The organism is Caldicellulosiruptor acetigenus, assembly GCF_026914305.1.
In the GTDB taxonomy this organism is placed as follows: domain Bacteria; phylum Bacillota; class Thermoanaerobacteria; order Caldicellulosiruptorales; family Caldicellulosiruptoraceae; genus Caldicellulosiruptor; species Caldicellulosiruptor acetigenus.
This window is the reverse complement of record NZ_CP113866.1, coordinates 294,606-314,381: the sequence shown is the minus strand read 5'-3', so window position 1 is coordinate 314,381 and position 19,776 is coordinate 294,606. Positions and strand designations below refer to the sequence as shown.

Below are 19,776 nucleotides of genomic sequence, written 5' to 3'. Positions count from 1 at the left end.
ACAGGCGTTTTTTTAGCGCAAACTCTAAAAGTTCAATTCACCCTTTTAATATCTTCACCAAGATTTAAGATATTCTTTTCAATCTCAAAATACCCTCTGTCAATATGCTCAATATCCTCTATTTCAGTTGTGCCTTCTGACATAAGTCCTACAATTACCAAGGAAGCTCCACCTCTTAAATCCTTTGATTTCACTTTCTGCCAACACAGTTGCAATCATAATATTCTCTGTTGCACCAACTGATGGAAAGTAAAGATATACCTTTTCACTTTTTAGTTGTTTTTTTTGCCTTTGCCTCAATGTAATCCTGATTTAGTTTAATCTCTGCTCCAAGCTTTGTCAGCCCTTTGGTATGAATGTCATAAGGACTTTTGCTGTTAATTTTTGTTTATTGTCAAATTTGAAATTGTTTTATAATAAAAATATTGAAATTAAAAATCAAATGAGAATTATTCTCATTACCAACTTGTGAATTTATCATTTAATTCATGAATTCTTTATATACGTATCTTATCTTAATATTGATATTGCCAATGGCATTTGCCTTGAATCTGATAAATTTGCTATAATATTTTGGTACCATTATTTTGATTTGTCCTGCTTCTAAAATCACTGACACGTCTTCAATCCAATTTAAATTATCATTGCTACATTCTAAAGTTAATTGAGTCGGATTTGTTCCTTCATTTTTAGCAATTACTGTTCCATCCAAAATATAGCTTGTATCGTAGCTATTACTTATAACTTGTGTTGTCCCTATTAAAATAGCCTCCTGTTCTTTAATTTGAACAGTCTGATTAGATACTATAATATCAGGAATTTGTGGCATAGCATATTCAATCCTCAGTAGGGGTCTTAAATATCTAATTGGAAATCTAAACGATGTAAAAGCCATTAATGATTTTTTATTTTCATTCAAAAAAAGTATAATACCTTTGTTTTTTAAACTCCCATCTACCCATCTTACAACAATATCCTTAACATTAACTTCAGCTGTAATTTTGCTATTATCAATTGGTGCTTCAATAAAAAAACTCTCATAAGCCGGTATATTGTTATATGTTGTTTTGAAGCTAAAATAATCTAATAAAGCATGTATTTTTATTATTTTATCTTGGGTTGGATAAAAATCTTTTATTTTAAATAAAACCAGTTCAGCTTTTGTAATTGTACAACTTTCTGGTATACATGATGTGTCAAAAAACATAAGACTTCTAAAATTATGTTTACCGTCTCTCCCTATGAATATTATCCTCTTATCTACTTGGTTGTTCTGATTTTCATAGTTTGTAACCGATAATGCTAATTTTGCTCTAAGTATAATCTCTGACATTATTTTCTCCTCCTTTTTTTGTATTATATTTATCATATTAGAAATTCACGTATTATGTTAATTAAACATAACCTGATATTTTCCCAAAAAAAAGAGTAGCCATGAGCTACTCAGTAAATTCATTTTTATACATGAGCTTGGAAGTATATATCAAGAGTAGTTGATAATAAAGATACTGTGCTTTTATAGCCCAAACGAATATAACGTAAAAATTTATTTGGAACTAAAACATCTTTATCTCCTGCAGGCAATGAAGCTAACAATAAAAGGTCTATAGTATCACCTGCATTAGTTGTTGGACTTATTTGAAGCACTATATCGGCTGCATTTGTTGTTCCAGTATTCTTTACATAAAACGAATACGTGCTATAATTTGATACATCAATAAAGTCAGTGTACTGGTAATTATCACCAGTTGTAACATTCAACAATGATAATTCAAAAAATTTTCTCCCGTTATGATTGATATTAATATCCCCAGCTGCTGTTGTTGAAATCGCAGTATTTCCTGAATCGCTCAGACCATATATTAGAATGTTATCTTGGGTATTATTCAGATTGCGAATATCAAGGTCTGTTGCTTGAACTGATAATACCCCCGTTGAGCTTATCACTATTTTACCATCTGTATCGGTGAGAATGGGTTTATTTGTTGTGCCATCTGTTCCGTATATCTGTACACTATCCTGAGTATTGATCAAATTTCTAATATCTAAATCTGTAGCTGTAATTGTTCCTGTTATATTAACAGTATCTTCAACTGACTTTATGAATATCTTTCCGTCATTATTCACAGCAATTGGTGTACTTAAATCTGAGCCAAACATCTGTACCTTTAGTTCTTCAGGCTTATTAGTAAATACCGAATAATTAGGCATCCTAAAAACCTCCTTTAAAAATAAATATTTTTTGCATTATTAATATATTCTGATTGGTAGTTTAATGTGATTATTTTTTTATTATTATGTATACCAAAAAGTAATTTATTTAAAAACAAAAACATTTTGCTTTTCATGGTATATTATAGTAAGATATTTAACAACTCTAAATATAGATTGTAATATTAAAAAAGCAGCACTTATTACAAAATGTAGTCATAAGTTCTTGTTTGTTGTTAATCATTTAAAATTATTTTATAAAAAGTAAAATTGTGTAAAATTAAAAATCAAGAATAGATGAACTTTAGAGGAAGGACAGATTGATATGCAAGCAAAAAATGTTGTTCAGCCTGATATATCAATCATATGCGACAAGAAAAAGCTTGGTTCTTTCTGAAGTCAGTTGAATAGATTCTGTTTTTCGGTTATAATGAAAGGAATAGTTAAACAAAAGGAGAAAGTAGATACGAGGGGGCGTTTTTATGGATTTTATTATAAGGCCAGTAAAATTTGAGGATGCAGAAGATATAAATGAAATGAGAAGAATGGATGGGGTTAGAGAAACAATACTGTCTATTACAAGTGAGAGAATAGCTGACACTGAGGATTTTATTAAAAGATTAGGCCCTAACGACCATGTATTTGTGGCAGAAGTTACAGAAAACGGTGTAAAAAAAGTGGTTGGAATAGTAGGGCTTCACGTAAATAGTAGTCCAAGACTAAGACATTCGGCAAAAGTTGGAATAATGGTACATAGAGATTATCAAGGAAAGGGTATAGGCAGAGCACTACTTAATACTGTGTTAGACCTTGCAGATAACTGGCTCAAACTTGTTAGGGTTGAACTTACTGTTTTAGTAGATAATGAAAAGGCTATAAAACTCTATGAGTCTTTAGGATTTAAAATAGAGGGAATCAAGAAATATGCTGTAATAAAGAATGGTAAATATGCAGATGAATATATAATGGCAAGATATAATCTTTAATGAGTGCCACCAAGAACAAAAATAATATTCAAAACATGGTCAATTCCATCTTTGGAGGTTGGAAAACCAACGAAACACCTTATTTTATAGGCTTTGCAATAATCAGTTTTACAATATCAGATAGCAAGTCCTTTTCCTCAACTATTTCAAACCCAGCTTTTTTAACATTCTCCACTGTATTGCGATTTATATTAGCTCCATAAATGCCAACAACCAAGGGGTTTAATATATCCATTATTTTGCCTATTGGCTCTTTTTTGCTTCGAACATGTTCAAGCATTACCAGCACTCCATCATCTTTTAATACCCTACGAATTTCTTTCAACCCCAAAATTGGATCTGGCACCGAACAAAATACACAGGCAGTCACAACTGTATCAAAAGAGTTATCACTAAATTCCAAATGCTGAACATCCATAAGTCTTAAGTCTACTTGCAAGTTTAATTTTGCAGATCTTTCTTTTGCTATCTCAAGCATCTTTGGACTAAAATCTATTGCAACTATCTCCCAATCTTGACTATAGTAAGGCATATTTTTACCTGTTCCAACACCTACTTCTAAAACCTTAGGTCCCTTGACAAAGCTAAATAATAACTTCCTCCACCGGGAAAACCATTTTTTCTCCATCATATTTTCAACTGCATCATAGTATTTAGCAGCTCTATCATATCTTTTCCTGATTATCTCTGTTTTATCCCTCATAATATTCTCTCCTTTCCTTTCACTATGTTTACCATTCTTTTCAAGCTGCTGAAATTATTCCTTAAATTATTTTACCACTTTACAAACATTTAAGTTCAATATTCCTTCAGCTAAAGCTGTAAATAAATTGCAAAGAATTTGTAAAAAATCTGTTAAGTCAATTGACTTTTAAATCACCTCTGATAAAATAATTTATATAATAATTCCGAGTAAATAAATAGGTTTACTTTAAATTTAATGAGAAAAGTTGTCTCTTTAAAAATGTTCTTTGATCCTAAGTTAGAATGCAAAGGGGGAATGTTTTGATGAGCAAGAAGACAAAAAGAATAATTGTGATTGTTGTACTTTTTGCATTTGTAGTATCTTCGTTGTATGTTGAGGCTATAATCTCCCAACAAAAGAAACAAAGTAATACGCAGACCAAAACCATTTATCGGCAGGATTCAAAACAAAGTACAAGTTCCAAAAACAATTTCCCGGACCCTCTGATAATAAATAGTGAAGGCTTCATCACCATTGGAGTGAGGTATCTAAACCCTATAAAAGATGACAAAGATAATCTGGTGTTTGAGGTGTTTTTGGACAATCATCAGATTGATTTGTCTACACTCAATTTTAATGGGAAGGTATTGTTTAGCACAAGTGAAGGTATAAAAGTCAATAATGCAAAATGGTGGATTGAAGGTTCAGGCCATCATGTGATGGCATTTATCAAAATACCAAAAAAAATAAACGGTAAAAGTCTTATTACCCCTAAAACCAAATATATTCAATTAGAGTTGCAAAATATTGGTGGGGTCAAATCGAGAATTTATAGGTGGGATAAAAAGTTTTTAAATTAGGAGGGTCCACGAAGTGGTTTATTTACTACCTTTTGCAGCAGGCCTAACATCTTTCTTCTCACCATGCATAATACCTATGATAAGTGTATATTTTTCACTAATCACAGGTGTTTCAATTAGAGATTTGAAGGATATAGAACTTCACAAAAAAATGAGGAAATTTATACTCATCAATACATTTATATTTGTATCCGCTTTTACACTTGTTTTTACAATTGCAGGGGCTTTAGGAGGAAGTGTTGGCAGATGGTTAAGTGGTTACACCAAGATAATGAATAAAATAGGTGGCGCAATAACCATAATAATGGGATTGAATCTGATTGGTCTGCTAAATTTGAACTTTGCGTTTTTGAACAAATACAGTGCAGATAACATTAAAACAACTTCCAGATATCTTACCACTTTTTTAATAGGTCTGTTTTTTGCTATAGTATGTTCCCATTGCATTGGGCCAATTTTATACTCCATGTTGATATACACAACAACAACCAAAAGTGCCTCAGTAGGTATGACGATTATGTTCTTGTTTTCCTTAGGTCTTGCAATACCATATTTGCTGGTGGGTTATTATCTCCCCCTCGCAATTAACGCTATAAAAAGAGTAAAGAAATTCCAAAATGCTATCTCAGTAGTTGCAGGAATCAGTCTCATTTTCCTTGGTATTGTAATGTTTTTAAATAAGCTTCAGGACTTAACAGCAATTCTTAGCAGACTGCTACCTTATAAATTGCCATTTGGAATGTAATAAATAAAGAAAATTATAATAATGGAGGAAATGAAAGTGATTTTGGTTAGTATAAGCTTAGTATCAGTTTCATTGTTTATATATCAAGTTATATTAAATCGAATATACTCTGCCTTATTTTGGTATCATTATACTTTCTTGATTACATCATTTGCTATATTTGGACTTGGAATAGGTGGAATAATAGCTTACAATCAACGTCAAAAAAGTGAAGATTTTAAAACTCACTCCCTGTATAAAGCCATCTTTCTTCTTTCTATCTCGTACATATTTTCGCTTGGAATTATATATATACTGCCGTTTCAAAACAATGTATTGATTTACTTAATTCTGGCTACATTACCTTTTATAATAGGTGGTTACTTTTTCTCCACCGTATTTGAGCAGTTTGGGAAAATAAGCAACAAGCTATATTTTGCCGATCTCATAGGTTCAGGATTTGGCAGCATAATTGTGTTACTTTCTTTAAACAATCTTGGAATATATAGAACTGTGATTTTGATTTGTATTATTTCAGTCATAGCTTGGCTGCTCCTAAATGCCCAGTTTAAAAAGAAAATATTACTTAGTATTGGAGTTTTAGCTGTTTTCTTACTTGGGCTTTTTATCCCAAACAAGTACGTTTATTCAATTGAACAGAATTTTATCGGATTTATTACAAACAAAACAAAAACACTTGGCAGTATTGCAAAATCAAACCAAAAAGCTAAGATTGTATATACCAAATGGAATGCATTTTCACGAACAGATGTTATTAAAGTAGAAGGTGATAACGATGAAATGATAGTCACAATTGACGGAACAGCGAACGCACCTATGTATAGATTTGATGGTAAAAAAAGCAGTTTGAGCAAATACAAAGATGACATTGAATATTTGCCTTTTTCCTTTGGAAACAATCATAAAACATTGATAATTGGTCCTGGTGGGGGTAGGGATATTCTCTATGCCTTAGCTGGGAATAGCAAAGAAATAACTGGAGTCGAAATAAACACATCAAGCATTGACGCAGTAAGGCACTTTAAAGAGTTTAATGGAGACATCTATAACAGACCAGAAGTAAAAATCTATGGGGAAGATGGCAGAAATTTTGTAAAAAAATCTAAGGAAAAATATGATGTGATATTATTATCGTTGGTTATGACAAATGCATCGCAAAACATAGGATATGCACTCTCAGAAAACTATCTGTTTACAGTTGAAGCTATTGAGGATTATATGAATCACTTAACAGATAACGGTAAACTTGCCTTTTTAGCTCATGATGAAGAGGATATGAGCAAATTGATAGCAACCATTCTGCGTCAGCTGAATAAAAAGGGTATAGCAATTAAAGATACTCCAAAATATATGGCTATTTTTGCTAAAGAGGTTCAACTAATGCATGGCAAAGAACATATTCACTATCCATTGATCATTGTAAAAAACAAACCTTTTTCTCAACTTGAGAGCAAGAAATTAAAAGAGACTGCAGACAAAGGGAAGATTATTCCGCTTTATATCCCTTATGTTAATGACACGGGGCCGCTTTACCATATAAAGGAAGGCCATTTAACTTTAGTACAGTTCGAAAACGGATTTTCATTCAGTGCAACGCCTGCAACCGACGACAAGCCATACTTTTATGACTTTAGCAAAGGGGTTTCACCTGTGTTGGTATTTATCTTCTTTTTCATACTCCTGGGAAGCGTGATATTGTTTACACCAATTATTTCTCAAGAAAAAGCGTTCAAACCTTCTTTGTATTTTAGCAGCTTAGGAATAGGCTACATGCTAATTGAGATTCCGCTTATTCAAAAGTTTATTCTATACTTGGGTCATCCAGTACTTGCTTTTAATTATGTACTTGCCGGCCTTTTAATTGGCAGCGGAATAGGTGCATACTTTAGCAATGCAAAGGCGTTTAATAATCTGTCAAATAAAATATATTTGCCTGCTATTTTGGTCATGGTAATAAACATTGGGCTAATACTCTCTTTGAACCTAATATTCAAAATGACCTCTGATTTTAGCTTGGTAAGTAAAATACTAATTGCAGCCATCCTGGTTATGATTCAAGGCTTTTTTATGGGGATGCCATTTCCAAGAGGTATAAAGATACTAAGTGAAAACAAAAAGAAAAGCAAGATAATTCCTGTGATGTGGGGACTCAATGGTGCAATGTCAGTTGTGGGTTCAGTTTTATCAATTATGCTTTCCATGGAATTTGGATTTACCATTGCTATGCTTGCAGGAGCTCTTTTATATGGGCTTATAAGTTTGCAGAGTAAAAATTTAGTAATTGCTAAATAAAAAATCAAAATTGAAAGGAGAGATAAGTAATGAAAGAAGCACTGCTTATACTTCTTGCAATGAGTGGGTGTTTGCTAGCACACATTTTCATGCACAAAGCAATGATGGGAAAAGGTTGCCACGGCCATGATCACCACCACAGCAATGAAACCCAAAAAGTATCTGACTTCAAAGGCCACCAGATTCATCAACATCACCACAGCGAAGAATTAGTTGCATTGGATAAACCATCCAAAAGTGAAGAAAATAAATAGAGGGATTATCCCTCTTTTTTTTGTTTTATCACATCAAATTGGAGAATATAGACAAAAAGGTGTAAATGGTATATAATAATGCAAACGATATCATTTGAGAAAGGGGAATATTTCAATGAAGAGAATCTTAAGGTACATACTTATATTTGCTATCGTTTTCGTAATTGGACTCAGTTCATTTTTGGCAGGTTTTTCTAATTCCCAAAGTTCAACTCAAACTAAAAAAGATGGTCTGATTTTCTACGAAGTTTTTGTCAGGTCATTTTATGATAGTGATGGCGACGGTATAGGAGACATAAATGGCTTGGCTGAAAAACTTCCATATATCAAATCCTTAGGGGTAAATGCCATATGGCTTATGCCAATATTTGAATCTCCAAGCTATCACGGATATGATGTGACTAACTATTACAAAATTAATCCCGATTACGGCACAAATGAGGATTTTGTTAACTTTATAAAAAAGGCTCACAAGATGGGTATCAAAGTAATTATAGATATGATGATAAATCACACAAGCAGCAAACACCCTTGGTTTATAGAGGCATCAAGTAATAAAAATAGCAAGTACAGAAATTATTATATCTGGGCAAGCCCATCCACAAACATTGATGAACCATCAGAACTTGGCACAAGGCAATGGTACAAAAAGGGTGATAGTTACTACAATGCTATATTTTGGTCTGAGATGCCCGATCTCAATTTCGACAATAAAGCTGTGAGAGAAGAGATGAAGAAAATTGCCAAGTTCTGGTTAGAAAAAGGAGTAGATGGATTTAGGCTTGATGCTGCAAAGCATATCTACCCCTCAAGCAGAGAAAAAGATACTATTGCGTGGTGGGAAGAATATGCAAAATTCTGTCGAAGCATTAAAAAAGATGTATACCTTATAGCAGAAGTGTGGGACAGCCCTCAAAGAATAGCGCAATATGCAAAGATTTTTGATTCTTGCTTTAATTTTACTATTGCTCAAAACATCATTGAAGGAGTAACATATGAAAATACTCAAACTTTGCAAAACAACCTTCCTTCAATATATAATCTCTACAAAAATGTTAATCCTCAATTTGTTGATGCCCCATTTTTGACAAACCATGATATGAACAGGGCTTATAGTGAAATTGGGTCAAGCAACAAAATGAAATTAGCTGCAGCATTATTATTAACACTACCTGGCAATCCTTTTATTTACTATGGTGAAGAAATTGGCATGAAAGGGCAAAAGCCAGATGAATATATAAGAGAGCCATTCAAATGGTATGAGACATGGAAAAAAGGACAAACAAACTGGGAGATGAGTCTTTACAATAGCGGCCCTGACGTTGTCTCGGTTGAAAAACAAGAAAAAGATAAAAATTCCTTGCTCAATTTCTACAGAGACATGATTAGTTTCCGGAAAAAGAACTTACCATTACTAAAAGGAGACTTCCAGCTAATTAAAACCTCTTCCGATATACTTAGTTTTGTAAGAGTTTACAAAAATCAGAAGATGGTTGTAATTTTTAATTTCACGGGGAAGGAATTATCAAAGACTATAAACCTGCCATCTAATATAAATATCACTGGCAAAATAGGTAAAGGATCTGGCAAAATCTTGTCTTTAAAAAATGGAAAACTTTCTTTCTCAATAAAACCTTATTCCTTTATCATCATAAATTAAAAGCCAGAAACGTCAAATTTCATCTCAATAGAAAAACTAAAGGCGGGCAATTCTGAGGAATCACCCGCCTTTAGTTTTTACAAAATTTTTTAAAATGCCGATTTGTAAATTTCCATTATCTCTTCTACAGTAGCTTGTTTTGGATTTGTCAAACCACAAGCATCTTTTAGAGCATTTTCAGCCAAAGTTCTTATGTCTTCCTCTTTTACACCTAATTCCTTCAAACCTGATGGTATACCTATTTCTTTTGACAAAGCCTTAATGCTCTCAATTACCATTTCACCGGCTTTCTCAGCCGAAACTCCTTGCACATCAATCCCCATTGCTTTTGCAATATCAATAAATCTGTGAGGAACCACCTTTAAATTGTAAGACAAAACATGTGGTAATAATACTGCATTACATACTCCATGCGGTAAATCATAAAACCCGCCTAACTGATGTGCCATTGCATGAACATAACCCAAACCTGCATTGTTAAATGCAACTCCTGCTAAATACTCAGCATAGGCCATTTTTTCTCGCGCTTCAATATCATTACCATTTTCAACAGCTTTCTTTAGATATTTGAAAATCAACTCGATTGCCATCAAGGCTGAAGCATCTGTAACCGGTGTTGCATCTGTAGATAGATATGCTTCGATTGCATGTGTTAACGCATCCATTCCAGTCGCAGCAGTCAGCGACTTTGGCATTTCAATCATAAGCTCTGGGTCATTTACAGCAATTAGCGGTGTCACATGCCAGTCAACTATTGCCATCTTTACATGTCGATCCTCATCAGTGATAATTGCAAATCTTGTAACTTCACTACCCGTTCCTGCGGTTGTATTGATAGCAACAAGAGGAAGCATTGGTTTGCGTGCTTTGTTTACACCTTCATAGTCCTTTATTGAACCTCCGTTAGTTGCAACAAGTCCTATACCTTTGGCACAATCATGTGGTGAGCCGCCTCCGATTGATATTATAAAGTCGCAATTATTGTCTTTTAACATTTTTAAGCCGTCTTCAACATTTTTCACTGTTGGATTGGGTTTTGTTTCATCGAATATTACATAACTTATATTTGCATCATCTAATATGCCAGTGGCTTTTTTAACTAAACCAATCTTTACTAATATTTTATCTGTTACAATTAGTGCTTTTTTATAACCTAAAGCCTTGATTTCTTCTCCAACATCTTTTAAACATCCTCTTCCCATCAAGCTAATAGGTGGCATGTAAAATCTATACGTTTTCATATTTACCCCTCCACTTTGGTTGTAGATGTTGTTATAATTTTAACATGCACCATTTTTCTTCTTCTAATTCTTTTTTGCAAATAATACTCCATTTTTGCCGGAGGGATAGAAGATGGCAAGTGACTTAACACCAATATCTACCTTGGAATCAGATCATGTTAGAACACTTTACTATGATTTTGATGATTATATAAAAGCAAGTTATTCATCAAAGAACTATCTAAGATTTTGTAGCATCTTGCAAGGAAATAAATATGTAGAAATAAATGAATTGCAGAAATTGGAGTATGATAGTAATAGTTTTGTGATTTTGCCACCTTATTCAAGAGTTAAGTTAGAAATTAAAGAAAAAACTAAAGCATTAGTTATAGAAATAGACAGCTATTTAGTAAATTATGTCTTGAACAAGATAAAAATGGAATTTGAATCTTGTGAACTTGACAACATTAATGAGGAGTTTTTTGTGGGGAAATATAGCACAGATTTAGCCGAAACATACCAAAGAATTGTTGATGTGTTTTTCAACAGAAAAGTCAATAGAGAGTTTCTTATTGATTTATACTCTCAAAAGTTCGTTTATGATATATTCAAATACAGAGGATCTGAGAAAATAATAAACGATAAAAATTTGGAAATTTATAACATCTTGGACTACATAAATAATAATTATTTGCATAGATTAAAGATCTCAGATATTGCTAAAGAATTTAACATGAAAGAGTATGAATTCACTAAGTATTTCAAAAAGTTTATAGGAAAATCTCCAAAAGAATATATTAAAGATTTAAAACTTAATACAGCAAAAGAGTTGCTAAAATATGAAAATGTTACAAATGTATGTTATGATGTAGGATATGAAAATATTTCTCATTTTATTAAAGAATTCAAAAACAAATTTGGAGTTACACCAAATTTATATAAGAAAACTCTAAATAGTTGAAATCGAAAAGTGAGTGCAAAAAGTAAGTGATGAGCTTATATACCTTGGTTTTCGCTGGCACAACCCTAATAGGAAGCCTAATTTCAGGCTTATTTATACAATTTTTAAGTCAAAAGGTGTATTTATTTTTGAATCCATAAACTTTGGAAATATTTCATAAAAATTAAGAAAAATAGAGTATAATTAATGTTAAGAAGTCCAAATATGCATAAAGCGATAACCATGAAATTCGATCAAAATAACTGCTACACTTACGGCGATTACCTTAACTTCCCTGACGACATAAGAGCTGAGATAATTGACGGCAAAGTGTATATAAAGTATTCAGGAAATCCTCCTATTCATCAGAAGCTCCTTTTAGAAATTATGATGCAACTGCATCCTTACTTCAAAGCAAAAAACAAGTGCTGTCACCTTTACATGGGACCTGTTGATGTAGTATTTGTAAAAGAAGGGCAAGAGTTAAAATGTTCAACAAACGTTGTCCAACCTGATATAATGGTTGTATGTGATAAGGAAAAACTTTCAGATCCTGCATGCATTATTGGGGCACCAGATACGATAATAGAAATTGTATCTGATGATGATCCTTGTCATGATTATGTTAGAAAATTGAATCTCTACAATAGCTTTAAAGTTAAAGAATACTGGATTGTAAATCCATATCAAGAATACATCTTGATTTATCTTTATAAAGAACCAATGGGCTACTTGCCACCAGCTGTGTACAGCTTCAAGGATAAAATAAAAGTTAACTTGTTTGATGATTTAGAGATTGACTTTGCAAAAATAAAGGAATATTTGTAAAATGAGTAAAGCTCTGTAGAACCAAAATAAAAAAGGGTATAACGGTTTTTGCCGCTATACCCTTCTTTGCATTATCCCCAAATTCCTTGAAAATAAATGGCGCGCCCAAGAGGATTCGAACCCCTGACCTACGGATTAGAAGATTGACGGGATACCATTTTACAAACTTTAACAAACCACAAACAACTTGATACATCTTAATTATAAGACTTTGAAAATTTATTCCAGCTCAATAAAAAGCACATTTTTTTATTTCGGTAGCTGTAGTGTAGCTGTAGTAGCTGTATAAAAATTTTTGGCTGTGGTTATAGTCATATATTCCTAATTTTTTCTTTAACTCTTAAAATTGATTCTTGGTCTCAGTTCATTAAAGTCTGAATAACTAATCAATTTATCATGCATTAATCTTCCTACTACAATGCAGGGATGAATATTGAGAGAATTAGCAAAAGCAATTATATTGTCTTTTGTGAAAAACTTATTTTCAGTAATAAACTTTTTATAATCTTTATAAGGTATAAGTGTATTTGCAGCAAAATTATCTGCTTCTTCTTCTAATTCGTTTTTTGAAATTTCATCATCACCTTCAATAAAAACCTCTTTTCTACCATGTTTTAATATATGCCCCAATTCGTGAAAAAATGAAAACCAGTAAACATCAGCAAACTTGTATCTATAACTTAAGGCTAACAACACCTTATCTTTTTTAAGCCACTTTGTAGCACCATTTACATACGTACCTTTCAAATGTGGAAGTGTTACCAGAGCAATTCCACATTCTGAACAAATATTTATAAGCTTTGGGTAAATTTCTTCCCAAGTATGTTTTGTGAGTTCTTTAATAACAGGTATGAATTGATAAATTTTCTCTTTATCAAAAGGTTTTGTTTCTATTTTGTATGCTTCTATTTCAGCTTTCCTAATCCATGCTGCTAAAGCGTAACATGAAGTTTTTTCGTTATTGGTTTTTCGAAAACAAACTTCCAAAGTTTGAGGGATAAAGTTTAAAGACGATACACCAAAAAAGTTTCTAAGATTTTTTATTCTTTCTTCTTTGTTTTTCGTCTCTGGTACCCATCTGTATTTTGACATTTCATTGTAAGGGATTTGATTTAATACTTTTTCTTCATCCTTTAATTTTTGTTTTTCAGCTATTCTTGCTTTAGCAAGTTGGTAATTAGCTTCTAAGTTCATCCAAAACTCTGCAGAAGCACCTATTACATTTTCTAACTTAAGAGCAGTTTCGTAAGTGATTGGAGCAATCCCATTAATTATTTCACTTACCGTTTTTTCTGAAAGCCCCATCCTCTGAGCAAACTCAGCTTGTGTCATACCTAAGTATTCAAGATTTTCTTTTATGGTTTCACCAGGTGGAATAACTATCCATTCTTCTAATTTTTTATCTCTTTTCCTTCCCATGATAATCTATCACCTCTTCAATCTGAATTATGACTATTTTCGATAAATCTATTTCATCTTGTGTTTGATTTTCGGAAATTGTAATTGGTTTGAAAACTAACCTAAATGGATGTACTAAATACACAGCATATTGTCCTTTTCGGGAACCTTCTAATTTATGAAAACCTGTAGCTGGCAGACGTGATATGTCGTAAAGAGATTTGGCAGCCTTTAGCTCATTTAACCTTTGAAAAAGCTTTTTAGCTATATCTTGCCCAAACTCTTTTTGTGCCAGCTGAAAATTTTCACAAATCTTTTTAAGCTTTTTTGTTTTATACCTCACTTCCATTATATAATATGTCCTCCTAAAAGTCAATTTTTATTAACCTGAGAGGTAAAGATTTTTTGATATGTTTTTATTTATTATAGCTCAAATACTAAAATACATCAAATAATTTTTAATATGCTTATTTGTCTTTAACATCTCAACCTTGAATGCAATTGCAAACCTTATAAAAAAGTCTCTAAAACACTTCAAAATGATTTGCACATATAAATAATCACCCTGCTTTTTAGGTATGCCTCATAAGCGACGGTAGAATTAGCAAAAATGTTTAATAATGGACGCTTGGCTTCTAACTTTGCACTGGTTTGTAAACCTTAAGTTTCCTTAAGTCAAATCAGACCTTAGCATTTCTTAGCATGTGTTAAATTTGAAATGCTGCCACATAGGGATTTATAAGCTGCGACAAGCTTTCAAGAATGGTCAAGGCTGCAACATTCCTTAACATTTCTTAACACGCCCATAGTACGTTCTAACTTGGAACATCCTTGTACCCTTCGCAAAAAGTTATAGCCTTCGACATTTTTCGACACTTCAAAAGTTGTTACTTCTGTTACTCCATCTTTGCGTTTTGTTCCCCTTGTCAGTAACAGGCTGTCAACGTGCCAAACTAAACTTTGCTTTTGTCACACTTGACAACCTAAAAATTTGCTTGTTTTTGGACAATTTTAAAAGCTTTTCTAAGTTTCTAAGTAAAAATGCAAAACTTTGCTTGCTTTTAGACAATTTTATCAACCCTCCTCGTGTAAACTCCCACGTACAGGTTTTTGGAGCCCCGCCCGCTGGTCGCCAAAAGTTGTCTTGTAATTTTAAGGTGGGGGGATATTATTCCATTAGCTTTTTTACAATTCTTTTGACAGTTTCTCTGTACTTGCTGCCATACTTTTGCACCATGGACAGATGGGAAAGACAAAAAACAAAATAGTCTTTGAGAAGTCTAACATTGTAGACTGTAAGGTTATCCCAGTGCCTTTCAATAAACTCTTCCACTTCCCATTTAGCAGCAAGAAGTCTCATTCTATCCTGTTCGCCTTGCTGTTTTAACATTCTTAGCTTGTCCAATTGTGGAATATAAGACAAAACTTCAAGCTGTTTTCTTTTCTCCTCTCTTGCAATAACTGCAGTTTCAACTGGAGATGAAAAGTAACCATTGCCAGTTGCTACATGCACCGCTGGGCAGGATATGAATACTGTCAAATCGTCAAGGTCCGCCTCAAACTGTTCTTGTCTCATCTTAGCTATTATCTTCCTTCTTGCTTTTCTGAACACCTTATCGCTGGCAGGTGGATTTTTTCCTGTGGAGATGTAGTATAAAACCCTCTCTTTTTCCTCATCGGTCAAGGTATCAAAATACCTTTGAAGCTTTTGTAGAGTATCCTTTCTGATTACTTCTCTTTCGACTGAATAACCATCTGAGACTACATCTCCAATTGTTGATGTATCTTCTTCTGGTTCTTTTGATACTGGACTGTCCAAAGAAATGGAAGAAGATAATTTGTACTTTGGCAAGCTTCTTTTTATTCTGCTTTCAATCACCTTGCACGCATAACTTACAAATGGTGTTCCAAGCACTGGTTTGTAATTCTGAGCTGCCACAATCAAACCAAAGTAACCCTCACTAATTAGGTCATCAACTTCATACATGTAACCCTTAGGACATGGCATAAACTTATTCGCTATATGATACACAAGCTTTAGGTTGTCGGCAATTAGAAGCTGCCTTTGTGCCTTGTCAAGCTGTGCAGTAACTGTCTGTTCCATTTGTTATTAACACTCCTTTGTTTGCAAGCTTAGTTTACGACAGAAGTCTCGTCTGGTTCATGGAGTGCTTGGACAATTTCCCTCATTCTCTGGAGAATTTCCTCGCTGTGGTCGTCTTTTTTATCGTCTTAAGAGTCTTGAAATTCCCAAGCATAAACTCACGTTTCAAGCTTTCCCAGTCATAGTAAGGCATTTTATAATCACCTCAAACCTATGTTCTACTTTGATTATACCACCTACAAAGCTGTCATGTCGAATTTTGTCATAAGCTTGCTATAGGTTTGCAATAAAAAAAAGTACCCCCAAAATGGGATACCCCTTTTGTAAAATAAAACGAATTTTGTTCACGCTGACCTGCCCCGCGCGGTCCGTTAAGATTTGTCAAAATTTTTGACTCCCCCCTTCCCTCTGCTTTTTATTACTTTCAAATGCTTTGGTATTTCTTTAACTCTTATGGTCTTTCCTGTTTCCTCATCAAACAAAAACTTTTTGCTCTGGCTGTCTTGATATAACCTAATTGAGGAGCCGACAGAATTTTATCCCATCGGCTCAGGTTAAATTTTTACTCTGCCAAAAGCTTTGCTGTCAGCTTTGCACCATCTTTGAGACCCTGCTTGTAACCGTGAAGTTCATAGATAGCACATAAATAGCTCTGGAGCTCTTCAAGCTCTGTGTAAATTTTTAAAGCTTCTTTACTCATTAGTTCCTTTAGCTTTGTTTCAAGAATTTCAATTTTTTCTGTAATTTTTAAATACTCTGGGTCTTTTAGAATCTCATTTGACCTGTAACTTACAAGCTCCATTGTTAACTGTGAGAATACCCTTTCAAACACATCATTTGTCTGAGCTTTCTCAATTGTTATCATTGATAAATCGCCTCCCTTTCTGACTTGGTTTTTAGAAATAGGTTCTTTGGAATTGTAAATCCTTTGTCCTGCCAAAACTTGAGTTCTTCTTCCAAAGGTGAGTATCTGAGTTCTACCAGATTGTCAATACCTTCATTGTGAATACACTCTTTTAGGTACTCCAGAAAGATTATCACCCTCAAAACTTGCGCCATCTCTCTGGTGTTATTTTCCCTGTGGTACTTTGCAAAAAGAGAAGAAAATAAGTCTGTACCTTGGTCAAGAAATGCAATGAGCAGCTTTCTATAGTCCATATCAATGGCAGAGGCAATTGTAAACCAGTGAGCTGTCTCTAACTTTCTTTTGGTAGCTCTTCTTATGGTGTCAATCAAAATTCCACTTGCATGGGTTATAATCTCATCAATAGTCCTGCCCTCAACTGCAAGTTTGCAAAGCTTGTCGTAAACTGGCTTGGGTATGTTTACTGTTACCTTTGGCATTTTAAATTCAACTCCTTTCGCTTAATATCTTGAATTATGTTTGTCTGTTGCAAGTCTGTTACGCTTTTTGAGGTCTTCAAGAAAGTCTTTAACCGCTCTTGTTGTCTCTCTCTTGTAACCATCAAAAACTTTGTCGTTCAAGTAATCCAAAAACCTTTCAAGTTCTTCAAGGTCAATGACAACTTTCTTGGACATTGAAAACATCTCCTTTCATTAGGATTTAAATTAGTTTTTATTTATTGTTCTTTAAGTTCTACAAAAAAGCGTCCCCCTTCAACATCAGCTGCCTTTCTTGGAATGAGGGAATAAAGTTGATGACACTTAGGACAGACTCCCATGTGAATGGATTCTGAGTACTCTAAAGGTTGCTGGCATTTTTCACATGAAAAATTTTTGAGAACATCTTTGTAAACCCTTGTTGTTAGGTTCTTGAATGAGTCAATGTAAATTCTTCTATTAATCTTATCCACCTCCATCTGTGGTAGGGAAAAGTCAACTTTTGATAATGTAAAGAAACTATTTTGTAATTCGTCTTTTGCAACAGTTGCAACGCTATATGTTTTATCCTCCTCAAATTCTAGTAAAATCTCGTTTTCTGTGCGTTGCAAACTGTCTGCAACGCCTTGCAACAGGTTACTTTCTTTTACCACTGTTGTATCTGTTGCAAATGTTGCAAACGTTGCAAGTGTTGCATTCGTTGCAAGTGTTGCAGAATTATTATTATTTTCGTGGTTATTATTAGCTGGCAATGAATAATAGCTTGAGATTTTTATAACTAATCCTTTTTCGACTAATCGATGTAAAGCGCTTCTAACACTTCCTTCTTTTAATCCTGTATTCTTAGCAATCTCCTTTGGAGTAACTGCTGTATTGTTTTTTACATATTTATAAACCCTGCTTTCAAGTTCTGATAATTGTTTTTCAATAGATACCTCTCCCAACTCTATATAGCAGCCTTTTTCAGTATCAAACTCCAACAAATAATCAAGTTGGACATCTCGACCAATAGCCATTATCCTACGCTGTGTACTTTTTTCAGCGTTTGGCGGTAAACCAAAACCAATTAGCGCGTCAGCAGCTGCTGAAAAAGCTGTGGAGCCCATCGGTGCGTCAATAACATCCGTAATATCGTTCAATGTTCCTTTCCCCTTACTGCTGTGTCTTACCCCAATAAAGCAAAGCCCTTCCTTTTTCATAGTCTGCATGATTGGAATTAATGTAGCATAGATAGCTTCATAAGAGAGTTTGTTTGTTTGCCCAAGTTTAGCTAATTCGTTCAAAACCGTCATTGGTTCTAAAATAATCAAGTTGCAGCCATGTTTTTTGGCTGTTCTTACCAGCATTTCAACGTTCAACATTGTTTTTTGTTCTGATAGTTCAATTGTGAGAATATTGTCAAGGTTTGTGCAATTATGTTTCAAAAGTCCTTCTTCAACTGCAGAATAAGAATTTTCGAAAGTCAGCCATAAAACTCTGGCATTTCTAGTAGCTCGTCCAAAACAAGGTCTACCTGACACAACATCAGAAATAATCTTGTACAGCACTGTAGTTTTGCCATGTTTGGGTCTTCCAGAGAAAATTACAAGGCCTTTTTCGGGTATGAAATTTTGTACAAGCCATAGATGTGTTCCTTGTCGCCTATCATTTTCTGCAGCTTCAGAAATGCTCATTACCTTGACATCTTCAAAGTTTCTGCTTTCAATAAAATTCGTTTCATTCGCCAAATCTTCTATAAGATGTTTTGCTTGCTGGATGTCGCCTGTTTGTAAGGTGTTCAAAAGAAGTTCACTTTTCTTTGTCACTTTTCTTAAGATTGATTTTTGTTTCACAATCTCTGCGTAATACATAACGTTAGCTGTTGTAGGTACACTAAATATAAGATTAGTTAAATACTCCTGCCCACCAACACCTTCTAAAAAATTCCTCTTTTTTAGTTCATCTGTAACTGTGATAATATCTACAGGATACTTGTTTTTGTAAAGGCTTAAAATTATTTTAAAAATTATACTTAGATTAGCATTGTAAAAATCTTCCTTGCATAGGACTTCTTCAACTTCCTGAATTATATCTTGATTGATTATCATTGCACCGACAACTGCTTCTTCTGCTTCTAAGGAATACAAGCTTGAATTTGGCATATTAGATATTTCTTCCATTTATAACCACTCTTCTGTATAGCAACAACAACCAGCTATCAAAAAGCCGCTCTGTCGGTTACCGAACAGGGCAACGAACAGAAGGAAGAAAGG

The 19,776-nt window shown here is 33.6% G+C and carries 20 protein-coding genes and 2 pseudogenes; 9 read left to right on the top strand and 13 right to left on the bottom strand.

The features are described 5' to 3' along the window. Positions 1-32 precede the first annotated feature (32 nt). From OTK01_RS01295 to OTK01_RS01285, 4 genes and pseudogenes are all read right to left on the bottom strand, one after another. Positions 33-161, bottom strand: a complete 129-nt coding sequence (locus tag OTK01_RS01295) for a hypothetical protein (RefSeq protein ID WP_269799040.1) — start codon at positions 159-161, stop codon at positions 33-35. Between the two features lie 28 nt (positions 162-189). Further along, positions 190-367, bottom strand: a pseudogene (locus OTK01_RS13305) (UDP-N-acetylglucosamine 1-carboxyvinyltransferase); the annotation flags it as partial. 114 nt (positions 368-481) lie between these two features. After that, positions 482-1,333, bottom strand: coding sequence for a DNRLRE domain-containing protein (locus OTK01_RS01290; RefSeq protein WP_029228386.1), 852 nt, complete (start codon positions 1,331-1,333; stop codon positions 482-484). 125 nt (positions 1,334-1,458) lie between these two features. Further along, positions 1,459-2,211 carry a DUF6385 domain-containing protein gene (locus tag OTK01_RS01285; protein WP_029228387.1) on the bottom strand — a complete coding sequence of 251 codons (753 nt, stop codon included), beginning with the start codon at positions 2,209-2,211 and terminating at the stop codon, positions 1,459-1,461. A 304-nt stretch (positions 2,212-2,515) separates the two neighbouring features. Here OTK01_RS01285 and OTK01_RS01280 point away from each other — a divergent pair. Together OTK01_RS01280 and OTK01_RS01275 are read left to right on the top strand one after the other, a co-directional pair. Beyond that, positions 2,516-2,596, top strand: a pseudogene (locus tag OTK01_RS01280) (Uma2 family endonuclease); the annotation flags it as partial. A gap of 97 nt (positions 2,597-2,693) precedes the next feature. Beyond that, positions 2,694-3,197, top strand: coding sequence for a GNAT family N-acetyltransferase (locus OTK01_RS01275; protein ID WP_013431531.1), 504 nt, complete (start codon positions 2,694-2,696; stop codon positions 3,195-3,197). A 79-nt stretch (positions 3,198-3,276) separates the two neighbouring features. Here the strand turns inward: OTK01_RS01275 and OTK01_RS01270 are convergent, their stop codons facing one another. Continuing rightward, the gene (locus OTK01_RS01270; RefSeq protein ID WP_029228388.1) at positions 3,277-3,900 is read right to left on the bottom strand and encodes a class I SAM-dependent methyltransferase; all 624 of its coding nucleotides are present in this window, start codon (positions 3,898-3,900) and stop codon (positions 3,277-3,279) included. Between the two features lie 305 nt (positions 3,901-4,205). Between OTK01_RS01270 and OTK01_RS01265 the strand changes: the two genes are divergently transcribed. The 5 genes from OTK01_RS01265 (at position 4,206) to OTK01_RS01245 (ending at position 9,693) form a co-directional block, all read left to right on the top strand. After that, a complete protein-coding gene (locus OTK01_RS01265) occupies positions 4,206-4,742 on the top strand; it encodes a hypothetical protein (protein ID WP_013431529.1) in 537 nt (178 codons plus the stop codon). A gap of 13 nt (positions 4,743-4,755) precedes the next feature. Further along, entirely contained in the window at positions 4,756-5,487 is a 732-nt protein-coding gene (locus tag OTK01_RS01260; RefSeq protein WP_029228389.1) for a cytochrome c biogenesis CcdA family protein, read from the top strand. Between the two features lie 36 nt (positions 5,488-5,523). Beyond that, complete coding sequence (locus OTK01_RS01255) at positions 5,524-7,779, top strand: spermine/spermidine synthase domain-containing protein (RefSeq protein ID WP_029228390.1); 2,256 nt, start codon at positions 5,524-5,526, stop codon at positions 7,777-7,779. A gap of 29 nt (positions 7,780-7,808) precedes the next feature. Next, positions 7,809-8,033 (top strand): hypothetical protein, encoded by a 225-nt coding sequence (locus OTK01_RS01250; protein WP_029228391.1) that lies wholly within the window; start codon positions 7,809-7,811, stop codon positions 8,031-8,033. A 115-nt stretch (positions 8,034-8,148) separates the two neighbouring features. Beyond that, positions 8,149-9,693, top strand: a complete 1,545-nt coding sequence (locus tag OTK01_RS01245) for an alpha-amylase family glycosyl hydrolase (RefSeq protein WP_029228392.1) — start codon at positions 8,149-8,151, stop codon at positions 9,691-9,693. Positions 9,694-9,782: 89 nt separating this feature from the next. Here the strand turns inward: OTK01_RS01245 and yiaY are convergent, their stop codons facing one another. Continuing rightward, complete coding sequence (gene yiaY, locus OTK01_RS01240) at positions 9,783-10,934, bottom strand: L-threonine dehydrogenase (protein WP_029228393.1); 1,152 nt, start codon at positions 10,932-10,934, stop codon at positions 9,783-9,785. A 112-nt stretch (positions 10,935-11,046) separates the two neighbouring features. Here yiaY and OTK01_RS01235 point away from each other — a divergent pair, with 112 nt between their 5' ends. Further along, positions 11,047-11,874, top strand: a complete 828-nt coding sequence (locus tag OTK01_RS01235) for an AraC family transcriptional regulator (protein ID WP_029228394.1) — start codon at positions 11,047-11,049, stop codon at positions 11,872-11,874. A gap of 204 nt (positions 11,875-12,078) precedes the next feature. Beyond that, positions 12,079-12,681 (top strand): Uma2 family endonuclease, encoded by a 603-nt coding sequence (locus OTK01_RS01230; RefSeq protein WP_232841682.1) that lies wholly within the window; start codon positions 12,079-12,081, stop codon positions 12,679-12,681. A 333-nt stretch (positions 12,682-13,014) separates the two neighbouring features. On the opposite strand, the gene OTK01_RS01225 is transcribed toward OTK01_RS01230, so the two are convergent. The 7 genes from OTK01_RS01225 to OTK01_RS01195 all read right to left on the bottom strand — a co-directional run bounded on the left by OTK01_RS01225 (position 13,015) and on the right by OTK01_RS01195 (position 19,683). Continuing rightward, on the bottom strand, positions 13,015-14,100 hold the full coding sequence (locus OTK01_RS01225; protein WP_029228396.1) for a HigA family addiction module antitoxin: 1,086 nt from the start codon (positions 14,098-14,100) through the stop codon (positions 13,015-13,017). Further along, a complete protein-coding gene (locus OTK01_RS01220; protein WP_013431515.1) occupies positions 14,081-14,428 on the bottom strand; it encodes a type II toxin-antitoxin system RelE/ParE family toxin in 348 nt (115 codons plus the stop codon). The genes OTK01_RS01225 and OTK01_RS01220 overlap by 20 nt, the downstream gene beginning before the upstream one ends. 819 nt (positions 14,429-15,247) lie before the next feature. Beyond that, positions 15,248-16,183: a sigma-70 family RNA polymerase sigma factor gene (locus OTK01_RS01215; RefSeq protein ID WP_029228397.1), complete on the bottom strand. Its 936-nt coding sequence runs from the start codon at positions 16,181-16,183 to the stop codon at positions 15,248-15,250. Positions 16,184-16,745: 562 nt separating this feature from the next. Beyond that, on the bottom strand, positions 16,746-17,048 hold the full coding sequence (locus OTK01_RS01210; RefSeq protein ID WP_029228398.1) for a DUF6809 family protein: 303 nt from the start codon (positions 17,046-17,048) through the stop codon (positions 16,746-16,748). Further along, a complete protein-coding gene (locus tag OTK01_RS01205) occupies positions 17,045-17,527 on the bottom strand; it encodes a hypothetical protein (RefSeq protein WP_029228399.1) in 483 nt (160 codons plus the stop codon). The genes OTK01_RS01210 and OTK01_RS01205 overlap by 4 nt, the downstream gene beginning before the upstream one ends. A gap of 21 nt (positions 17,528-17,548) precedes the next feature. Beyond that, positions 17,549-17,722, bottom strand: coding sequence for a hypothetical protein (locus OTK01_RS01200; protein ID WP_167321284.1), 174 nt, complete (start codon positions 17,720-17,722; stop codon positions 17,549-17,551). Between the two features lie 41 nt (positions 17,723-17,763). After that, entirely contained in the window at positions 17,764-19,683 is a 1,920-nt protein-coding gene (locus tag OTK01_RS01195; protein ID WP_029228400.1) for a DnaB-like helicase N-terminal domain-containing protein, read from the bottom strand. Between the last annotated feature and the right edge of the window lie 93 nt (positions 19,684-19,776).